The following is a 20,256-nucleotide window of genomic DNA, read 5'->3' on the forward strand; positions in this document are numbered from 1 at the left end:
GGCGCAGGGAAGCGGCGCGTGCTCCAACGCATCACCCAAAGAGACAGCCACTCCAGAAGCGATGCCATCTCACCTTGGACGCTGGCGTGTTCGGTGAGATGAGTTGCGGACCCGTGTTCTCGATTGCGAGGAGAAGCTGTCCAGTTCCGCCTCCCCAGGAACACCGATTGATTGAAGAGCTTGCGACAAGGCTATCGCCTGTTCGACAAAGGTAATCCAATGGTGAAGTCGGGTGGCGCCTGATTATTCCATAACATCCGATTTGCGAATCGGAGCCCTTGGTCTGCATCCGGCCGGGCGACCCCTACCTGTCCCTTCAGGAACAGGTAGGCCTAACGCTGTCGCTGGCGAAGCATAGCTTCTTGCTTGTCCCACTCGGCTGGAATGGATTTCAACAGATGCGCCAGCTCAAGCCCTTCAGGCTGCAGTCCGTTGAGGATGGCTTCGGTGATGGCCGGCGAGAGTAGCGTGAGCCTCAGCACCCGACACAGATAAGACTCGTTGATCTTTTCGGCCTTGGCGAGCTCTCGCACAGAGCTGAACAGGTTTGTTTCGAGCATGCTGCGCCAGCGATGGGCCCGCACTACGGCCTTGATCAGCGTGTTGTCGACCTGGGGCCTCGGCGGTGCCCAAGTCTCGGCATTCGCGGGCGTGACGACGCGTTTGCGACCGCCCTGTCGTCGAAATGAAATTGGGATGCTTACGACCATGGTTCCGCCGTCACGGCTGAGCTTCGGTCGGCCAATGGGTCCCAGGGTGAGGGTGGTCGGTCGGTTCATTCGGCGGCCTGTTGGAAGGGCTGTGGCTGCAATTCCGCGGAGAGCGAGGTTAGTCCCTGGATCTTCAAGGTGATGTCCATCCGATCAGCATGCATATCGATGCGCTCGATGAGCAGCTCGACGATGCGGGCTTGCTCTGCCGGAAACAGCTCGTCCCAGAGCTCGTCAAAGCCGAGCAGCGCGCTTCTCACTTCGGCCTCGCTGACCTCGACGGTTTGCTTGCGCAGAGCGCGCCAGGTCTGAACGATGACTTCAGGGGTTTGCAGCAGCAGACGGACCTGATCGATGATGATCCGCTCCAACTCGGCCGCCGGTACCAATTTGACGGGGCAGTCTGATCTGCCCTGCTTCATCGCGGTCTGGCTGATGTAGTAGCGATAGAGGCGTCCGGATTTTCGAGTGTGAGTTGGCGACATGGCCGCGCCGTCAGGACCGAAGAGAAGCCCTTTGAGGAGGGCAGGGGTCTGCGCGCGAGCATTGCCGGCGCGTTTGCGCGGGCTTTCCTTGAGAATGGTGTGAACCTGGTCCCAGAGCTTGCGATCAACGATCGGCTCGTGCTCGCCGGGGTATGAGGTGCCTTTGTGAACCGCCTCCCCAAGATAGACCCGGTTGTTGAGTATTTTGTACAGCACCCCCTTGTCCAAGAGGTGGCCGTACCGCGTGCGTTCGTTAGCTGCGACGAGCTCCCGAGCCAGCCGGGTTGCGGATTTGAGGTGCACGAACCGCCGAAAGATAGCTCTGACCCGTTCAGCATCGACTTCGTGAATCAGCAGCTTTCGGTCGCTGACTTCGTAGCCGAGCGGCGTCCAGCCGCCCATCCACTTGCCGCGCTTGCGAGAGGCTGCAACCTTGTCGCGGATCCGCTCGCCAATCAGTTCACGCTCGAATTGGGCGAATGTCACCAGGATGTTCAGCGCCATGCGGCCCATGGCATCCTTGGTGTTAAACGATTGGGTGACGGACACGAACGTCACGCCATGGCTTTCGAACAGTTCGACAAGGTTGAGGAAGTCGAGCATCGATCGGGAGAGCCGGTCGATCTTATAGACCACGATGACGTCGATCTTGCCTGCTTTGACGTCTGTCAAAAGCCGCCTCAACGCCGGTCTTTCGAGGGTGCCTCCCGAGAAGCCGCCATCATCGTAACGATCGGAAACAGGAGTCCAGCCTTCCGCCCGTTGGCTTACGATATAAGCTTCACAAGACTCCCTTTGGGCGTCGAGTGAGTTAAAGTCCATGTCGAGGCCTTCCTCGCTCGACTTGCGGGTATACACCGCACAGCGAACCTTCCGGACCGGCGCGCGGTCCGAGCTTGCTCGCTCGAAGGAGTTGGCGAACGGACTGGACCGGCGCTTTGCCAATTTGCGGGGGGTCATTTGCTCAGCGAGTTCTTCAAGCCAAAGAAGACCCAGCCGTTCCATTTGGTGCCGGTGATTTGGCGGGCGAACGAGGACAGGGACTTGTAGGGGCGGCCGAGATATTCGAAATCGTCGTGACGAACGGTGACGCAGTGCTCGACGCCCTCCCATTCGCGGATGAGCTTCGTCCCGGCGATGGGCCGCAACAGCGGTCGAGCCTTGCGGTCTGCTGGCTTCTGGTCGGCATATTGCTTAGCGATGGCTTTGAGCCGCTCGGTGGTTTCCCGGCTCAGGCCGCCATAGGCCAATTCCTGAATGCGGTAGGCCAGCCGGCTCTCCAAGAAGCGCCGGTTATAGGCGGGTGGTTCGCTGTCAAAAAGCTCGCGCCAGCGGGCCTTTAGAGCGGGGGCGGACGCGCCTTTAAGAGCGGCCAGCTGGGCCAAAACGGTGTCTTTCACGGAGTAATTTCCTGGGCTCTGTCAGCCTCATCACCCCCAGACAACCCGGCACAGTCGAGCGGAGAATTTGCGGGATCGGGCAAATTTCGACTGGACTTTCGGTCGAGAACACGCAGAAGGCCGGCGGCCAAAATGGTGGCCAACTCGTTGATTGCGTCCTGCGGCGATGGCGAATCAGAGAGAGGATGGGACATTGTTTCGGCAGGATGAGCTCGACCTTTCTTGATGTCAGGCAATCAAGCCAGGTCACCAAATCTGGGTATTTTACCCGCAGGCCACTAGTTGGTGCCCAATGGATTCCTCAAGACCAAGACGGTGGTCCTTCAAATTGCCGCGGGCAGAAGCGGCGCTGCCGGCCGGGCCCTTCGAGAGTTTCGAGCAGGCGGTGCAATCCCTACGACCTATTTCCACAATGCACCGGCTAAGCGAGTTCGGTGAGCGGCAACATTGCGCCTGCGTATCTTGCGCGGCCAATGAAGTGCAGCGGCTCGCCATCGAACTCAACCAAAACAAATTGCTGGAGCGAGATGCACCGCGCGCCAAGCACGTCGTTGATGGAGCAAATCTCGTTGCCCAATGCGCTGATCAGCTACTAAAAGCTATCAAGGGCACTGATGACTACACTCGAAAAGCATTCATGGAGTATGGAAGATATAGCTCCGTTCAGGATCTGCCCACCTATTCTGGCCAGTTTGATAACTTTGAAGAGGATGACGATTATCCTGATCCTGCTGACGACGACAACGAGAGTTTGTGGATACAGAATCTACTGGAGTTGCGTCAGGGCGCGAGATTGGTCGCAGCCGAATTTAAGAAGAGCCGTGGTGCGGAACGAAGTGCACCGATTGATAAGGGAGGGCGCACGAACCTGTTCAAGGAAGGGTTCGGATCCCCGGACCGCAATCTTGTCATTTCGGGTTGGAGTGTATTTGAAACCTTCCTGCACAAGCAGGCGAAAGGCACCGAGCACGGCGCATTTCATGAGTTTCTCAAGCACGTGTTCAAGTATGCCACCGGCCGCAGCTCTGAACGGCACTCCAGCATTGGTTCATGGGTGAAGGCTCTTGCGAGTCTACTCCGCCAGCGAGACGATGCCTCCGAATTATATCTCTCCGCAGAGAGGCTCTATCAAGAGTTGAAGGCAGAACCCCATTCTAATCTGCTAACTAAACACAAGCTGGCCCTCACTATGAAGGAGGCTGCCGATACGCTGGATATCCTCAACAGCCGAATCCGCAGCGCTAAGCTGAGCAAGAAAGCTCGGCAGAAATAGCCGGGTAGTTTGCCTGATTGAATTTCTAAGCTCTTGTAGGCTGAACCAGGATAATCGCTGGTGGGCAGCGATCGGGCTTGGTCTAGCAATGCTGCCGGAAAAATATGATACGACGCTCGCGCTGAAGGCGATCGGCCTCAGCGATCAGCTCAACAAGACCGAAAAGCGTGTTGCCGTCGCATTGCTCGATCATTTCAATCGAAAAACGACTCGATGTGACCCATCTCAGCAAACCATAGCGGCGCTGCTAAGCGTAGACCGAAAAACAGTCAATCGATCGATCAAAAAGCTTGTCAGGTTGGGCTATTTCAATTCGTTGCGACATCGAGGTAGCCGGCATTGTAATTCCTATCAACCGTGTTGGCATCGATTTCGAGCCGACGAAGAGAAGTGGAGTGCTGACCGTCGCAAACACAGGAGCCGCTTTGATGCCCCAGAAATGTCCCCGTCAGTGAGGCAGGTTTGCCCCACAACCGGCCGCGAGATCGCCTCACAAACCTGTCCTACCAATATCTTTCCACTAACCTCTTCCGATCTTCAACAGAACGCTGCTTGTCAGGCCTGGACTGGCCCACCTGCTCGTGAGGAGAAGCAGAACTACATCGAAATCTTTGCGCCGCGGATTGAGCGGAGGCTTGGCAGTGCAAGGTTTAAATCGTGGTTTCAATCGGTGAGATTGGAGGAAGTGCGAAAGCACGAAATTGTTCTGTCTGCCGAAATGAAATTCGTCGCGGCAAAGATCGTGGAGCAGTTCGAGCCGCAGGTTTTGGAGTGCTTTCGCCCCGAGCATCCAAATTTGGTTCGTCTCGTCGTCATTGTTCGTAGCCCATGCTAACCAAGTAATCTCGGGTCATTCTGGTGGACGAAACGGGCGCGGGTAATTCGCACCGCGCCACCGCGCTAGCCGAAGGTACTGAAAAGTTAGGTTGATAAGGTTGACACGGTTGACAGGGTGGGGGTGGTCAAAAGTCTGCCGAGAATGCCGCGGAGACCGGTCTCCCTGGTTCGTATGCAAAATTCTGGAATTAAATACAAAAAGCCACCGGCAACGAGGTTGTGGAGTGAGAGGGTGGGGGGTGGTCAATTCCTCAAAGGCCTTCACTTGGCGGACCGGCCCCACTTCCATGCACGGATTTTTTTCCCGGTTGCGCATGTTTTTGGCGATTGCCTTCGATGGTCGTACCAATCCGTGTAATGAGGCATCGGCAAAAAAACGTTATGCTTCCGCCGTTTAGCAGGCACAGGACTTGACGCTTCGCCGCCAATCGCCAGAGCAGTGGCCGATTTTCGCTATTTATTTCCCGCGACCAGATCTCGTGCGCTTGGCCATCGAGATCCTAGAGCAAACAGGGGACAGGTAGTTCTGGAGTGTGACTTGGGAGACAGCAGCATCCTCCCCGTCAGGCTTACAGTCTGCTGGAAAACCGGTTCATCGCGCTCATGATCTGCATGGGCGGCTCAACGTCTTTCAGATAAATGGCGGTCTGAAGAAATTCGACCTCCGCAACCTGATTTGCTTCATCCACATCGATGTACCAGGACCGCGGCCTTCCGTCGGAGCCGTCGCTCCAGCGATAGCCCCGCCTCTTCAGCACATCCTTCAAGTCAAACGGGGACTGCTCGGCCCAGATCCGAATTGTCTTGCGTCGAGCACGTTCGAGGAGAATGGCGAAAGCCGATCGAACCTGGTTTGGTACGTCTGTGGCCAAGATTTCAATCAAAGCCCAACAATCGTCGATTGCGCGATGGGCTTGGTGAAAAAGCCCAACGCCGGCCAATAAGTAGCCGAGGCGCGATCCGTCAAATCCGTGTCTGCGCCACTCGATCTCGGTCGCAGAGCATGCCCACGGTTTTCGCTCAAAAACCGGCCAATAGCGCTCGGCAAATTTCCGATCGAAGTTTGCATTGTGGGCGACGATGATCACCGCATCGGAGACAAACGCCGAAACCGCGTCCGGATTGATCCGATGCCCCAGCACCATTTCGTCCGCAATGCCCGTGAGCTCGGTGATCTCGACAGGGATAGGATTCTGCGGCTCGTTGAACGATGAAAAAACGTCCGTGATTCGCGAAATCCTGTCATCTGGCAGATAGTCGAATTTCACCATCGCCAGCTCGATGATTTCGTCTTGCGCTGTATTCAAGCCGGTGGTTTCGACATCCAGCAAAATGCCAGTCTTTGTTGCCTGCCCGTCGCATGGGGTGAATTCTGTCCGGGGAGTGAGCCGACGAAGGACTCGGTAGTCCGGAGACATCGATAACATTTCGGCCACTACTGTTAGATCGATCTCGTCCGACGTCATAGAATCAACCAAAACTCTGGCAGAAGCGCGCGAAACACGATGAATGGTGCCTTTTATTCTAGCTCGATCCAAGAGCTTGTCGATCTAACCCCTGAAGCTATTCTGGGAAGCCTCGCCAAACAGAATCCTTTCGCCTTGGATGCGCTGCAGCGCAACGCGTGGCTGAGCCAGATCGAGCTCGTGCGGGCTCAATTTCGTGGGCTCGATGGTTGGATTGCATTTGAATTTGCAATCCCGCGCATGGGCAGGCGTGCCGATGTGGTCGTGACTACGGCGGGTGTCGTTTTCGTCATCGAGTTCAAGGTCGGCTCGGATCGGTTCGATGCGGCCGCCCTAGATCAAGTTGTCGACTATGCCCTCGATCTCAAGAACTTTCATGCTGGCAGTCATGATCGGCGGATCGTGCCGATCGTTGTTGCGACGATGGCCGCGAATTCAGCCATTGAGCTGGATTGGGAAAATGACGGGATCGCAAGCCCGGTCAAATCGAATGGGGGCAATCTGCGGGAAATTTTAGGGCGTATCGTGCGTGAGATACCCAAGCAGGCTGAACTTGACGGCGCCCAGTGGTCGCGGACAGGTTATAAGCCGACACCCACAATCATTGAAGCCGCGCAGGCGCTCTACCAGGGGCATCGGGTCGAAGACATCACTCGTTCCGATGCCGGAGCGAAGAATCTAAGTCAGACGGCGGCAAGCCTTGCTGACATCATCGAGGATGCCAAGGCTCATCGGCGGAAGGCGATCTGCTTTGTCAAGGGAGTGCCAGGTGCCGGAAAGACGCTGGCGGGCCTCAATCTCGTGACACTTCGCACGAAGGCCCACGAGGACGAGCATGCTGTCTTCCTCTCCGGCAACGGCCCCTTGGTGGAGGTGCTGCGAGAGGCACTCGCACGGGACCAGCATGCGCAATTAAAGGAACGCGGCGAGAAGAGCCGGAAGTCCGACGCGCTCCGGAAAGTCAAAAGTTTCGTTCAGAACATTATGCATTTCCGCGACAGCAACCTCGTCACCTCGGAACCTCCGATCGAGCGGGTTGCGGTGTTCGACGAGGCGCAGCGGGCATGGGACGCCAAGCATCTGGCGAACTTCATGAGTCAGAAGAAGGGGCAGACAAATTTCCAGATGTCTGAACCTGAGTTTCTCATCAGCGTCATGGACAGGCACGACGGCTGGTGCACGATCATATGTCTGATAGGCGGAGGACAGGAGATCAACGCCGGTGAAGCGGGCCTAACCGAATGGTTTTCCGCGCTCCAGCGAAGTTTTCGGAACTGGAAGGTCTATACGTCGGAACAACTAGCCCATCGAGACTACCATTGGGGGCAAGATCTACCGGCACTTCTGGCAGGGCTTGAGAGCGAATCTTTGCCGGCGCTTCATTTGGCGGTCTCTGTGCGATCGTTTCGTGCCGAAAAGCTCTCTGCGTTCGTTGGCGCGCTAGTCGCTGGGGAGGCCGAAGAGGCTAAAGCGCTTTACCAGGCGATTAAGGACACCTATCCGATCGTCCTGACGCGAGAGCTCGGCCACGCGCGGCAATGGCTCCGAGATCGTGGGCGGGGTTCGGAGCGCGTTGGTCTGGTGGCCTCGTCCGGCGCATCGCGCCTGAAGCCCGAGGGAATCAACGTTCACGAAAAGATCGAAGCAACGACATGGTTCTTGAACGGAAAAGATGATGTGCGCTCGTCCTACTATATGGAGGATCCCGCGACCGAGTTCGATATTCAGGGCCTGGAACTCGATTGGGTAGGGGTCTGCTGGGACGCTGATTTTCGGTCGGTCGACGGGAGGTGGCAGTTCTATCGGTTTGCCGGCACGCGATGGCAGAACGTCAATGATGACAACCGCAAGGTCTACCTGACCAACGCCTACCGTGTGTTGCTGACGCGCGCGCGACAGGGGATGGTAATTTATATTCCGAGGGGTGACTCGATCGACGCCACCCGTCCTCCAGCCTTCTACGATGGAACGGCGGCATTCTTAGCGGAGTGTGGGTTGCGGCTGCTTGATCGAAGAACTTGAGCCTGGCGAAGGTCGGTCACTGGCTGACTTCTGCCATAACATCTCATTTGCGATTCCTATGATCGCGGCAGCTTCTCACCTGCTGAGCGATTTCCGCGTTCGAGGATGGAAGCAGACATTTGCCCCGGACACTTTGCCGGACCCGAAGTAGGCATGTTGACGACTTGAAGATTTTGGAGAAGTCTGGACGGCATCAGGCGCTGGTAGTGTTCGTGTGAGCCGATGAGGGCTTCGGGCCTTCGACATTCTAATGGCGGTAGACACTATGACTGCAGTCACGCCGTGCAGACGCCTAGCATTAGCGTCTTTCTTTGCTGTCGTTAGTTTGACCGCGGCTCTCCAGCAAACAGCGCTAACCCAACCGGTGCCGCAGATTGCTTGTCTTGTTGCCAGCGATGCCGACACCGGACGCGTGAAGAGTACGCACGACTTCCCGGGCGGCGGGGTGCTTATCGTGGCTGCGAACGGCTTATTCCTCGCACGCGAGGTGGGCGGGAAGGTCAGCGTCGCGCCGGCCGGCGATCCCGACATAGGAGCCGTGTCCGCTGCGTACAACATGCCGGGCGGTGGGGTGCTGATCGAGGCCGCGAAGGGCTGGTTCCTCGCACACGAGGTGGGCGGAAAGGTCCGCGTCGCACCGGCCGGCGATGCCAAGACCGGAAACGTGCGTCGTGCGTTCAACATACGCGGCGGCGGCGAGGTACTGATCGAGGCCGCGAAGGGCTGGTTCCTCGCACACGAGGTAGGCGGCGAGGTCAGCTTCGCGCCGGCCAGCGATGCCAACACCGGAGACATTTACGACGCTCGCGATTTACGCGGCGGCGAGGTGCTAATCAGGGCCAATAAGGGCTGGTTCCTCGCACACGAGGTGGGCGGCAAAGTCAGCATCGCGCCGGCCAGCGATGCCAACACGGGAGACGTGTTCCACGCGCGCGGCTTCCCGGGCGGCGGGGTACTGTTCCGGGCCACGAAGGGCTGGTTCCTCGCACGCGAGGTGGGCGGCAAGGTCCGCGTCGCACCGGCCGGCGATGCCGACACCGGAGACGTGTACGACGATGCGCCCGACTTCCCGGGCGGCGTACTGATCGCGGCTGCGAACGGCTTATTCCTCGCACGCGAGGTGGGCGGCAAGGTCAGCGTCGCGCGGGCCGGCGATGCCGACATAGGAGCCGCGTACGCTGCGCACAACATGCGGGGCGGCGGAGTGCTGATCCAGGCCGAGAAGGGCTTATTCCTCGCACGCGAGGTGGGCGGCAAGGTCAGCGTCGCGCCGGCCGGCGATGCCAGCACCGGAGCCGTGTACGACGCGCGTGACTTCCCGGGCGGCGGGGTGCTGATCCGGGCCGCGAAGGGCTGGTTCCTCGCACGCGAGGTGGACGGCAAGGTCAGCGTCACGCCGGCCGGCGATGCCAGCACCGGCGCCGTGTACGACGCGCGCGATTCACACGGTGGCGGGGTGCTGATCCGGGCCGCGAAGGGCTGGTTCCTCGCACGCGAGGTGGGTGGCAAGGTCAGCGTCACACCTGCCGGCGATGCCAGCACCGGAGACGTGTACGACGCGCGCGACTTTCCGGGCGGCGGGGCGCTGATAGGGGCCTCGAATGGCGTTTTCCTAACCATCCAAACACCGCTCGCGCGCGCCCGAGTCGATATTAGGAACAAGAAGAACTGGGACGGAAGCTCAATAGATCCCCGCCTTAATCCTTCTTTTTTGGTATTCACAATTGCGCACGAGTGCGCGCGATCTGCCGACAAATTGGGGCTGAATGTCCGTGTGGTCGCGCCCGGCGACCAACGTCCCGGCAAGTTCGTGGAACATATTGAACGAATTACGCCTGGCGCCACAGTCGCAGAACTCGCGATTTCATCTACCTTTGACAAGCCTGACCGCTGGACAGTCCAAGTGGTCGCAACATCCGGTGGTGTTGAGCGTCAGGTCGGCGAGGCGCAGACCTTGAATTTCGTTCGTGGTCCTTGGTGGGAGCGATGGTGGAGGGTTTTGACCATTGGCTTTGGTGTGGCGCTCGCGTTGATAAATCTCGTCCTCTTTGGACTTGCGCGCTGGTCTGCCTGGGCATGGCGGCTCGCGACCGACGATGGCTGGGGCACCTGGGTTCTCCGCATTGCCCCGCTTGCTCTAAGTCACATTCGGCTAGCTCAACTCTGGATCCTCGATCTCTATTTCCAGCGTGTTCGCGAACGCTTGCAGGAGCCTCGTCCATTTCTGCCCTTGCCACTCACGGCAATTGACGGCCGTATGCTAGGGGCCACCGAGGCGCTTGCCCCACCTTGGAGAGATCGGTGCCTCTGGGTGCAAGGCGCCAGCGGCATGGGCAAGACCGCGGTGTTTCGACATGTAACAGAACGTCATTTCCGCGAGCACGAGACAGCCTTCGCCGCGTACGCGAAATGGGGCTGCATCATCGTTTCATTTGCCGCACGCGATTTCGCCGGCAGCGGAGAGGACAAGGATGATCCGGCATGGGTTTTCGACGCGGTGCGTGCCACTTTATCGAGCGCGGGTCTAACATTCGGGAGCAGCACGTTGTTGTCGCGATTTCTTCAAAGCGGCACGATCGGAGTTGCGGTCGACGGTCTGAACGAGGTTGACAGGACGAAAGCCATTACGGCCTTCAGCCGGACTTTCAGCGAAGCGCCGATGCTGATCACATCACAACAGCAACCCAGCAGCGATCGCTTCGTCACATGGCGTCTGCCGACCGATATTCGGAACTTCACCTTGGATCTGCTTCGACTGTACCTGAGAGAACACGCTGAAGCAGTAATGGGACGCATCACCGCGTCGGGGCTGGAGCCCGCCATCCGCTCGGGATACGATGTTCGCCTTGTCATCGACCTCGCGCGGACCGATCCGTATCACGCCAAGCTGCCCGCCGACCGGTTGGGCCTGTATGCAGCGGTTATCGAAGCTGGATGGCCCGCTGTGCCTGAGGACGTGCGCCACGAACAACAGGGCGCTACTGCGTTTGCCGCATGGCGCATGGTTTCCGAGCGCAAGCCCAACGAGGATATGCGTCGGCTCAAGCCCGACGTCGACCTGCCGGCCACTCTATTGATAGCATTGGCGGATGCTCCACAAAATGACAACCGGCCCGTACGCCTCATTCGGCGGGTTGGCGCTGGCGCGTTTGAGTTTGTGCATGATCAAATGCACGCTTACTTGGCGGCACGCTGGTTCGCGCAAGACGGCTTTTCTGTAGCCGAACTTGAAAAGATGATTGCTAGTTCGACGATCTGGATACAGAGCCCTGACGCGCGCCGCGTTCTTTGGAGCTTCGCAGCTGCGCTGCTGGACAACAAGCGCTTGGTCGAACTATGGGGTCGGATCGAGGACAAAGAGGAGTGGGATGTGCTGCGGCGCGCGCTGAAAGTGGAGGCCGAGCGGCGCGGGTTACCGGTCCCACGCAAGACTAAGGTAGAGAAGGCATAGGTTAGCTGATTTCTCGAGGTTGCAGGTTCTAGGAGTGCGTGCGATCTCGACTGCGTTCAGTCTGCCTTTGGCCGATATTGTTGCAAAAGCCGAAAGTTGGAGGGCTCTATCTTTCGCGAAAACACTAGCGAGCAATCGCTGTTTCGAATGACCTCAATCGCGGTACCGAAGTCGCCTGTGAAGTTTGCGTGAGGCCGTGAGGCGTCTCACATCTTGTACACGAAGGTCGCGCCCACGGCCCGCGGATTTTGGTCTTCGGCGAAAATCGACTTTTGCAACACAATCGGCCCCAAAGTGGCGCAGCGCGACGTCCGCTGTTGAGGCAAACCGGACGCAGTCTTCTCAGTCGTCGTCTCGGCCAGTGGCCTGGTTCTTCCATAACAACTGATGTGCGAACGGTAGCAGCCTTCAGATCAGGTCATTCATCGCCTTCAGCCTGAACCGGCGGTCTCTGCGGGCTTTGAATGGTCTCGCTCAGCGACGCCAGCATGCGTTGACCTAGACTTAACTAGGGGCGAACATGAGGCGGCGTGCTTTTCTCCGTGCCGTTTGTGGTGCGGTAACATCGCCGCAGCTGGCTACGGCGGCGGGGAGCACCAACAAGAAACGTCTTGCTATTTTCGTCCCATCAGAGCTGAGCGCGGACCGGCACGAGCATAGCGGGAAAAGATATCCTCGAGCCCTTCTTCGCGGAGCTGCGACGGTTGGGACAGATCCAGGGACAAACCTTACAGTCGAAAATTATGGCCGAGAGCAAAACACGTCCGGCCTCGAAGCCATGGCGACGGAAACCGTTGGCAGCAACCCGGACGTCATTCTCCTCGGTGGCCTTGGCGCACTCATCTTCAAAAAACTGAGATCGCGTATTCCAATCGTAACGATAACTGGCGACCCCAGTTCGACTGGGATTGCCGAAAGTCTGGCTCGCAGCGGGTTGGCGTCTCGATGACCTCGGCGGAGCTCCGGATGTCGCGCATGCGGGCGACGGCCAAATTCACCGGCAGGCGTCCCTTTCCCGAGCGTGTCTCGGTCGCGGTAGAGGTCGTTGACCTTCGCCCGCCGAGGTCATCGAGACGCTGACCCGCTGCAGCATCCAGATCTCGCGCTCTTGGCCGCGGGTCTATTCGCTCATCCCTTGAAAATCGCCCCGGAACATCTAGATGACAGCCATGCACCATCCAAATGGATGGTAAAAGATGGATGCTTAGCTATGGCCGATAATGTGCGCGAGTTGCGACCCAAGGTCCCCGACACCGAGAAGATCACGATCAACCTTGGCTATGTCGACCTCGGTCATGTCGATCTTATGGTGCAGGAAGGGTTCTATTCGAACCGGACCGATTTCATCCGGACAGCAATCCGGAACCAGCTCGAGCGACACGTAGAGGTCGTCAGACAGTCCACGGCCCGGAAGAACCTGGATCTCGGGCTGCGCAACTATACTCGCGAGGATCTCGAAGCGGCGCGGCGCGCCGGCGAAATGCTGCAGATTAATGTTCTGGGCTTAGCCACCATCGCCCAGGACGTCACTCCCGCGTTGGCTCGCGCCACAATCGCGTCGGTCTCGGTGCTGGGGGCCCTTCACGCCACTCCCGCGGTCAAGGCCGCTCTCGCCGACAGAACGAGGTGAACGATGCTGAATCAAGACATAGTCCGCGAAGCAACACGCCTCACGCGTGCCGGCCAACTGGTCGAGGCCACCGCGCTCCTGCAGCGCATGCTCCAGGGCGGTAGCGCTCCAAGACCGGGGTCTCGCAGCGCCCCTCAGGCTCGGCTCCCGCGGCTCGATCCGCTTACCATCGACGCTACGGCCAACGTCGTCGAGGAGCGGGAAGCTCCGCTGATTGCGCCGGCCCGCTCTGCTCAGGGACGCAGACGCTCCTTACCGCTCGACGGCATGCGGGATTTTTCCGGGCTCGGCCTGCGAAGTCCGATCACGCGCGCTCCTCTATCGCCATCGGACATCGTGCCCGAGGGCACACGGTTTATCGCCGGTACCTTCAGTAACGCCGCGGGAAGCCGGACCTATAAGCTGTTCATCCCAAGCCGCTGCCGGGGACAACGGCTTCCCCTGATCGTCATGCTTCACGGCTGCACCCAGTCGCCGGACGATTTCGCGGCCGGCACCCGGATGAACTTCCTGGCGGAAGAGCAGAATTGCTTCGTGGTCTATCCTGAGCAGCCGAGCGGAGCCAACCAGTCGAAGTGCTGGAACTGGTTTCGCACGGGCGACCAGCGCCGCGGCAGGGGCGAGCCCTCGATGATCGCCGGCATTACCCGCCAGATCATGCGCGACCATGCGATCGATCCGAAGCGCGTATACGTCGCGGGTCTGTCGGCCGGCGGGGCCGCCGCCGCCATCATGGGCTCAACGTATAGCGACCTGTACGCCGCCGTCGGTATTCATTCAGGTCTCGCATGTGGAGCCGCGAGCGATCTTCCCTCCGCGTTCGTCGCCATGCGGCAGGGAGGCGGCTCCAAGGCAATTGCGGATGACAAAACTTCTATGCCGACCATCGTTTTCCATGGCGATCGCGACACTACGGTGCATCCAAAGAATGGCGATCAGATTATCGAGCAGTCCACCAGGGCAACGAGGCCAACGACGATGGTACTTCGCGGACGCGTACCCCACGGCCATGCCTACACTCGCACCGTCCTGATCGATGGGGCCGGTCGGGCGATCTCCGAACACTGGACCATCGACGGCGCCGGACACGCGTGGTCAGGCGGCAGCCCCGCCGGGTCCTACACTGATCCGCAAGGGCCGGATGCGACGAGGGAAATGCTGCGCTTCTTCCTCGAGCATTCGCTCGGTGGGTAATCTGGCTTCATAGGGCGCTCAGGTTGTCCTCGAGCACGTCGCCCAGTTTCCGGGTCAGCTTGGCGTCGATGGTTTAGGTAGCAACTCCAACCAACAAACATCTAGCTGGCGATCTTCCAGACCTATGCTCAACGGCGTCGGTCTGAGAACAATCAGCCATCCGCTCGTTGTGCTCTCCAAGGACCGCTTCAAGTTGCGGCGATTACGTAAACGTTCATGCCTCAATTTCGCGAGACTTCCTCCTAGCGAACCTTCGGAGGGCGGCCTCGGCTGCGGCCATTGATAGGCCGTATCGTCGACATCGCAGAACGTGCGATTGATCTCAGTTCATGCGGGACTCCAACAATGCACGGGTTTGGAACGCCACGTCACAAAGCCTGTTGTCCTTTCAGAAATGACCGTTGTGGTCGCCCCCCCCCCATTTTCTTGGAGCGTCAGATGAGCAAACGCAAACCGGCGACAGCGCCAAAGCGCGCCCGCAATCCGAAAATGGCCGCGCGGGCCCAACGGAACAAGCAGAACATTGTTAGAAGCCCGAAAGAGAATTTACTTCGCTCTGTTGCGGCAGTCTCGATTGATCCGCCTCCTGAGCTTTATGATCCTAAACACGAGGTTCCTATCATTGAGCCTCGGGTGGATGCCTTACCAGATGACCTCAGTCAGAGAATGACGGATAGCGATCCAACGAAAAGCATTGCTTTAGCGACGGCAAACATGCAGGCGTATCAGGCGAAGCTTCTTGAGATAGCCGCGGCCAACGCGCAATTTGCTTTTGAATTCGGCCTGAGACTTGCGACGATCAGATCACCAACTGAATATTTCGGCGTCATTACGGAGTTTACAAGCAGACGGGTCGATATGTTCGGGCAGCATTCGAAAGAATTGGCGGCATATCCGTTCTGGCGCATCAAGCGCCCCCGAGAGCTCACGGCTCTGCCGGGACAATAACTGCAAGCCGTACCCGCTGCGGCAAAGGATGGACGCAAACACGGATTTCGAACGGGGCGATGACGCCACGCCTTGCGTGCGTTAGGATCTTGCATGGAAAGGGTGACCGGCTCATCGAGGCCAACCAGTCGCGCCGTGTCCGGAAGTGGCACGAAACTTCAACCTAATGTCCGTTCCTTGGGGTAGACCGGAATTGACCGCAGAGGGTCAAAACGGCGCATTTTGACTCAATCCAGACATCGGCCTCTCTCTCTTCATGCTGCACTAGTCTTTGAATTGAGACGCCCCGACCAAACTGTCGGGGCGCTCGTCGATTTCATATCGTCCGCCAACTAGCCCTTAGACGCTTGTCTCGCCCATTCGAGTGAACTTGCGCTTATCGGCACTGAGTCACTGATATCGACGACCGGAACGACATCAATGTCATTCCAGAAGTTGTACTTTGCCACAAAGGCGGTGATGGCTTTTGGGTCGTCGGCTTCGACCAAAACATAGCCCCCTCGTCCCGCCAGGTTCGCTACGAACGCTTGTATCGTCAGCCCCTTCTCTTCATCCGGGTTCCACTTGCTGAACGCAGCAAGAAGTGATTGCGATCCTGCAAAGTTTTGGTCAAAGGAAAGGCCGGCAGCGCGGACTGTATATTCAAGCATGTATTTCATGAAACACCTCCTTCAAAACTGGACAGTGAGCCACGCGACCGATCTAATCTTAAGTGCGAGCGGTCGCGCAAGTGTTAGCAGCGGCGAGAGCGGCCTCATTGGTCGAGAAGATGCCCGGTCATGGCCCATCGCGTCGGTTGGCGCAGCGACATATCTAGAATTCGGCGTAACCAGGAAGTCACGTCAGAGGGCAAGCCGACGCTATCGGCGCGCCGTAGCGTGCGCCATTCGCTCCTACAATCGATTTCTTGCGAAGAAACGAGCCTTAAGCCTTTAGGTCCGTGATCCGCATAATTGCGACCACGTTCCCATCATTGAACGCCTGCTCCTTTGTGTCCTTGTTGCAGGTCCAGACAAAATTCTTCTTGCCGGCAAAGGTCTTTTCGTCCTGCTCAAGCCGAAGCTCTCCTTCGGTGATATGGCAGACCATGGCATTCATCATCGGGGGCCCCATGGTCTTCGATCCCGGCTGCATGATGATGTCGCGCATTGAGACGGACTTAAAACCGGGGATCAGCGATGGTGTCTCGCCATCATACTCACGCACCACCACACCTGGCCACGGAGTTGTGTCCTTATAGCCCGTAGTTTGAGCGGCGGCGGGCTTTATCATGGCCGCCGACGCCGCCGCCAACCCGAATGTCAATGCAGACCTTCGATCGATCTTTCTCATCGCTTTTCTCCCTAGGTTACTGCAACAAGCCGCCGCAAAAGTTGCGCGCGTGTGGAATGTGAAATCGTGGTGTGAAACCGAAAAGGGGGCGGTCTCTTAGAGTAGCGTACCTGCCGACAGCGCTAGTACTGCTCGTTCGTCCCGAACGGTGACTTCGGCACATCCCGCTTCAAGGGCAACCACATTCTACGAGAACGGACGCGCCCTAGAAATGGGCGTTTCGCCCAAGAGGCATAATGCCTCAGTTTGCTTAGGCCTGAAGATCGGACCCGGCGTTCAACAACTTCACACTGCGACCAACTGAATACGCAAGTCAGTGTCACTGACTGGTCCTGCGGCTGGTCGCAGTAACTGCGCGGCCACGACCTATTGGCGTCGAGTGCGGAGGCGATGATGCTGCTCCCGCAGACCGTCCGGAGTTGGCCCATCAGCGAAGTGGCAGCACGCCTCAGTTTAATCGGACAAAGGGCAAACGTCCGATGGCACCAGTGCAACCCGGAAATGAAATAGCTCCAAGCGGTGGCCGGTATTATACTGGTGCTACTGGAAGTGCTGTTTCGAGCGTTCGTGGAAAGATTGTTACGACAGTCAGGGAGGAACATCTGATGACGACTATGTTCGTTAGACACACGGTTTCCGACTACAAGACCTGGCGGAAGGTTTACGACGATTTTGCTCCGGTTCAGAAGGCGAAGGGCGTAACAGCCGAGGCTGTCTACCGAGCAGTCGAAAATCCCAATGACATCACAGTAACTCACGAGTTTGCCACGATTGAAGCTGCGCAAGCCTTCGCGGAGAGTGCTGAATTGAAGAATGCCATGCAGAACGCGCGAGTGGCGGGAGCTCCAACGATTTGGTTTACGAACAAGGCGTGAGTTATCGATCCCGGCCAAGTGCCAGGATTTCTTTGCTGTGGTGATGCCGTGTCGCCTGTTGGCCCATCAGCGAAGTGGCAAGTGAGCCGAGCAGGTCCGATCATCGGAGTAGTAGACCGGAAGTGAACGGCGGCGTGCCAGAGAGGCGCTTTTGACTCGCAACGGACATATGGCTTGACCCAATGCAGATCCATTGGGTTGATAGGATTTGCTCTCAGGTACGATCGGTCGGCGTCAACGCGAGGCGCACGGATGGAGTTGCCTGCTACATTGAACCTCGTTGACTTGGCGGTGGGCGCACATCTGGAGCTCACAAAACGTGGGCGACTGCGCCTAGACCGGCTGAGAATGCGTGGTAGGCCCGTGACGGCACTGGCTTATGCAGCGACGCTATTTGTAGCGTTTGCTGCAATTCGCGCATACGGCGCTGACATAGGTTATCTGGCTCCCCCCGGGGTCGCTGCAAACGAGTTTCCCTCGCCGCAGCGCCCTGTCGCACGGATTGTCAGCGCACGCCGCTCCGCCGAAGAGCACCGCGACGCGCTCGATGCGGCCGGTCAGATCGCGCGTGTTCTCGAACTGAAGCCTGGCATGACAGTCGGCGACATTGGTGCAGGCAGTGGCTACCACACGGTCAGACTCTCGCACCTCGTCGGACCCGCCGGCTCTGTTGTTGCCCAGGACGTCAGGCGGGATTACCTCATGGAGCTCGCCAGGCGAACAGAACTTCTGAAGTTGACGAACGTGAAATTCGCGCTCGGCGAACCACACGACCCGCGTCTGCCCGCTTCCTCGCTGGATGCCGCAATCCTTGCGCACATGTATCATGAGATAGCCCAACCCTATGCCTTCCTCTACAATCTCGCGCCCGCCTTGAAGCAGGGTGCGCGGGTCGGAATTGTCGACCTTGAGCTTCCGACGTCGAAGCATGGCACGCCAATTGAGCTCTTGCGCTGCGAATTGACCGCCGTCGGCTATCGCGAGGTCGCCACATATGAGCTCGCAGGGGACGGAGGTTACCTGGCGGTATTCTCTCCGCCGGAGGTGCGGGTCGAAAATCTCCCCGCGATATAGTTGCCTGTGGCGATCCCGCCGGCACTCGCTGACACCACGCTCGCCGCCCGTCTCAGAAGCGATGCGCGAACATGTCCGAAGATGGCGTCAGACCGAGTGCGCGTGACATACGGCTTACATTTTCCCTGCCGCCGATCTATTCTTTTCGCGTCAGGCGTCGCTATAGCAGCCTCAAAGCGCGACCGGGGGAATGTGAATTGCGCTATTTCTTCGGGCACTACGCGTTCGACGCCGACGTCTAATCAACTGAGTGGTGGCAGCGTGTAAGACAATGCTGACGCAAATTTACGAAGTCGCGATACCTGCGGAAGCCGCGGCGATATCGGCAATCGGCTTGGATCATGTCGGCGTGCTCGTCGGCGATGGAGCCTTCCCTCGGGAGCTTCCGGTTCAGAAGGCGTTAGCCGTTATGAAGATGATGCGGGCGCCGTCCGTACTTTCCGCGCTGTTCCTCTCGGCGGATGTCGCTCTTATCGAACGGATGGCGAGAGAGCTTGATCCGCCCATTGTTCATCTTGGCGCATCAAGCGAATTGCTTACGCCTGATCTTGTCGTGAAGCTGCGAAAGTCCCTGCCGAAGGCCAAATTCATGCGCAGCGTACCTGTCACGGGACCTGAGGCAGTAGGTGTGGCGCAAGCATATGATGGGGTTGTCGATTGGATTTTGCTCGACAGTCATCGCACAGGTGATGTGCAAATCGGCGCGCAGGGCGTGACGCATGACTGGCGCATCAGTCGAATGATAGTCGAGAGTGTTCGCACCCCAGTCATACTTGCTGGTGGCCTCGGACCAGACAATGTCAAAGAAGCGATTCGGTCGGTACGACCTGCCGGCGTTGATTCGAAAACAAGAACGGATCGAGCGGGCACACACTCAAAAGACCTGGGTAAGGTAGAAGCCTTCTATCGCGCTGCGACGAGCGGTTAGATCGCGCTTCTCTTCTTGGCCCAACGCAGACGTCGGATTTACAACTTTGTTTGTCCGCCGAGTGCACCGGAGGACCTCGTCTGGATCATTCCATAACATCGGATCTGCGAATGCGGCCGAGTGGGCGAGGGCGCGCCGCTCAATAATGGGTCAACGCTGCAAGGCGACTTCTGTCGGTCAATCCAAAGTGTCGCGACTTCGTTGGATGAAGAGGAAGCGCCTCGACGGAGGTATGTGGAGCAATGCTGCGCTCGCAACGCGGTGTTAGTGGCGCAGGTTCGAACCCTGCTGACCAGCGTGCCGCTTCTTTTGATCAGTGGCATCATTATATCACTGTGCGAAACTTTCAGCTGTCGTCGACAATTCGTTGTAGATGTCGGCAAACAAGCCGATCCTGACATCAAGCGATCCCGCAGTTTTACGAGGAGTAAGTTTGGGGCGGGTCAGCCGTCTAGATCATTCTCGCACAAATTTCCTAAGCAGGTTCAAGGTGACTAGAATATGTCTCTTGGGAGCAAAAGGGGGGCTTATCCGATTGGCGTACCTCGCAATTGGCGTGGCGGTCGAGTAGGCGTGACCACTACTCTTGTTTCGGGAGCACTCCGAAGGTCCGCATTTTTCTGAGGACTTT

The 20,256-nt window shown here is 58.2% G+C and carries 16 protein-coding genes; 10 read left to right on the forward strand and 6 right to left on the reverse strand.

Translation table 11 applies throughout. The annotated features are described in order from the left end of the window. Positions 1-332 precede the first annotated feature (332 nt). From AB7531_RS03075 to AB7531_RS03085, 3 genes are read right to left on the reverse strand one after another with little or no spacing between them, the layout of a single operon-like run. Positions 333-779 (reverse strand): hypothetical protein, encoded by a 447-nt coding sequence (locus AB7531_RS03075; RefSeq protein WP_441279884.1) that lies wholly within the window; start codon positions 777-779, stop codon positions 333-335. Next, a complete protein-coding gene (locus AB7531_RS03080; protein ID WP_441279885.1) occupies positions 776-2,155 on the reverse strand; it encodes a recombinase family protein in 1,380 nt (459 codons plus the stop codon). The genes AB7531_RS03075 and AB7531_RS03080 overlap by 4 nt, the downstream gene beginning before the upstream one ends. Next, on the reverse strand, positions 2,152-2,595 hold the full coding sequence (locus tag AB7531_RS03085) for a DUF2924 domain-containing protein (RefSeq protein WP_441279886.1): 444 nt from the start codon (positions 2,593-2,595) through the stop codon (positions 2,152-2,154). The genes AB7531_RS03080 and AB7531_RS03085 overlap by 4 nt, the downstream gene beginning before the upstream one ends. 328 nt (positions 2,596-2,923) lie before the next feature. Here AB7531_RS03085 and AB7531_RS03090 point away from each other — a divergent pair, with 328 nt between their 5' ends. Together AB7531_RS03090 and AB7531_RS03095 are read left to right on the forward strand one after the other, a co-directional pair. Beyond that, positions 2,924-3,868 (forward strand): hypothetical protein, encoded by a 945-nt coding sequence (locus AB7531_RS03090; RefSeq protein WP_441279887.1) that lies wholly within the window; start codon positions 2,924-2,926, stop codon positions 3,866-3,868. Between the two features lie 88 nt (positions 3,869-3,956). Next, a complete protein-coding gene (locus AB7531_RS03095; RefSeq protein WP_441279888.1) occupies positions 3,957-4,703 on the forward strand; it encodes a helix-turn-helix domain-containing protein in 747 nt (248 codons plus the stop codon). 571 nt (positions 4,704-5,274) lie between these two features. Here the strand turns inward: AB7531_RS03095 and AB7531_RS03100 are convergent. Beyond that, positions 5,275-6,171, reverse strand: coding sequence for a 3'-5' exonuclease (locus tag AB7531_RS03100; RefSeq protein WP_441279889.1), 897 nt, complete (start codon positions 6,169-6,171; stop codon positions 5,275-5,277). A gap of 39 nt (positions 6,172-6,210) precedes the next feature. Here AB7531_RS03100 and AB7531_RS03105 point away from each other — a divergent pair, with 39 nt between their 5' ends. From AB7531_RS03105 to AB7531_RS03125, 5 genes are all read left to right on the forward strand, one after another. Then, a complete protein-coding gene (locus AB7531_RS03105) occupies positions 6,211-8,193 on the forward strand; it encodes a DUF2075 domain-containing protein (RefSeq protein ID WP_441279890.1) in 1,983 nt (660 codons plus the stop codon). A gap of 364 nt (positions 8,194-8,557) precedes the next feature. After that, on the forward strand, positions 8,558-11,644 hold the full coding sequence (locus tag AB7531_RS03110) for a hypothetical protein (protein ID WP_441279891.1): 3,087 nt from the start codon (positions 8,558-8,560) through the stop codon (positions 11,642-11,644). Positions 11,645-12,854: 1,210 nt separating this feature from the next. Next, the gene (locus tag AB7531_RS03115) at positions 12,855-13,274 is read left to right on the forward strand and encodes a hypothetical protein (RefSeq protein WP_063980521.1); all 420 of its coding nucleotides are present in this window, start codon (positions 12,855-12,857) and stop codon (positions 13,272-13,274) included. 3 nt (positions 13,275-13,277) lie between these two features. Next, positions 13,278-14,468: an extracellular catalytic domain type 1 short-chain-length polyhydroxyalkanoate depolymerase gene (locus AB7531_RS03120; RefSeq protein ID WP_063980522.1), complete on the forward strand. Its 1,191-nt coding sequence runs from the start codon at positions 13,278-13,280 to the stop codon at positions 14,466-14,468. Positions 14,469-14,906: 438 nt separating this feature from the next. After that, positions 14,907-15,416, forward strand: coding sequence for a phasin family protein (locus AB7531_RS03125; protein ID WP_063986010.1), 510 nt, complete (start codon positions 14,907-14,909; stop codon positions 15,414-15,416). Positions 15,417-15,748: 332 nt separating this feature from the next. On the opposite strand, the gene AB7531_RS03130 is transcribed toward AB7531_RS03125, so the two are convergent. Both AB7531_RS03130 and AB7531_RS03135 read right to left on the reverse strand, forming a co-directional pair. Continuing rightward, a complete protein-coding gene (locus tag AB7531_RS03130; protein ID WP_063980523.1) occupies positions 15,749-16,075 on the reverse strand; it encodes a DUF3303 domain-containing protein in 327 nt (108 codons plus the stop codon). A 265-nt stretch (positions 16,076-16,340) separates the two neighbouring features. Next, on the reverse strand, positions 16,341-16,748 hold the full coding sequence (locus AB7531_RS03135) for a hypothetical protein (RefSeq protein WP_063980524.1): 408 nt from the start codon (positions 16,746-16,748) through the stop codon (positions 16,341-16,343). A 605-nt stretch (positions 16,749-17,353) separates the two neighbouring features. Between AB7531_RS03135 and AB7531_RS03140 the strand changes: the two genes are divergently transcribed. The 3 genes from AB7531_RS03140 to AB7531_RS03150 all read left to right on the forward strand — a co-directional run bounded on the left by AB7531_RS03140 (position 17,354) and on the right by AB7531_RS03150 (position 19,625). Next, on the forward strand, positions 17,354-17,623 hold the full coding sequence (locus tag AB7531_RS03140) for an antibiotic biosynthesis monooxygenase (protein WP_063980525.1): 270 nt from the start codon (positions 17,354-17,356) through the stop codon (positions 17,621-17,623). Positions 17,624-17,986: 363 nt separating this feature from the next. Continuing rightward, the gene (locus AB7531_RS03145; RefSeq protein WP_245328520.1) at positions 17,987-18,697 is read left to right on the forward strand and encodes a methyltransferase domain-containing protein; all 711 of its coding nucleotides are present in this window, start codon (positions 17,987-17,989) and stop codon (positions 18,695-18,697) included. Positions 18,698-18,968: 271 nt separating this feature from the next. Continuing rightward, complete coding sequence (locus AB7531_RS03150) at positions 18,969-19,625, forward strand: phosphoribosylanthranilate isomerase (RefSeq protein ID WP_063980526.1); 657 nt, start codon at positions 18,969-18,971, stop codon at positions 19,623-19,625. Positions 19,626-20,256 lie beyond the last annotated feature (631 nt).

Source organism: Bradyrhizobium sp. 63_E2_N1_3, from assembly GCF_052076005.1.
Taxonomy (GTDB): domain Bacteria; phylum Pseudomonadota; class Alphaproteobacteria; order Rhizobiales; family Xanthobacteraceae; genus Bradyrhizobium; species Bradyrhizobium barranii.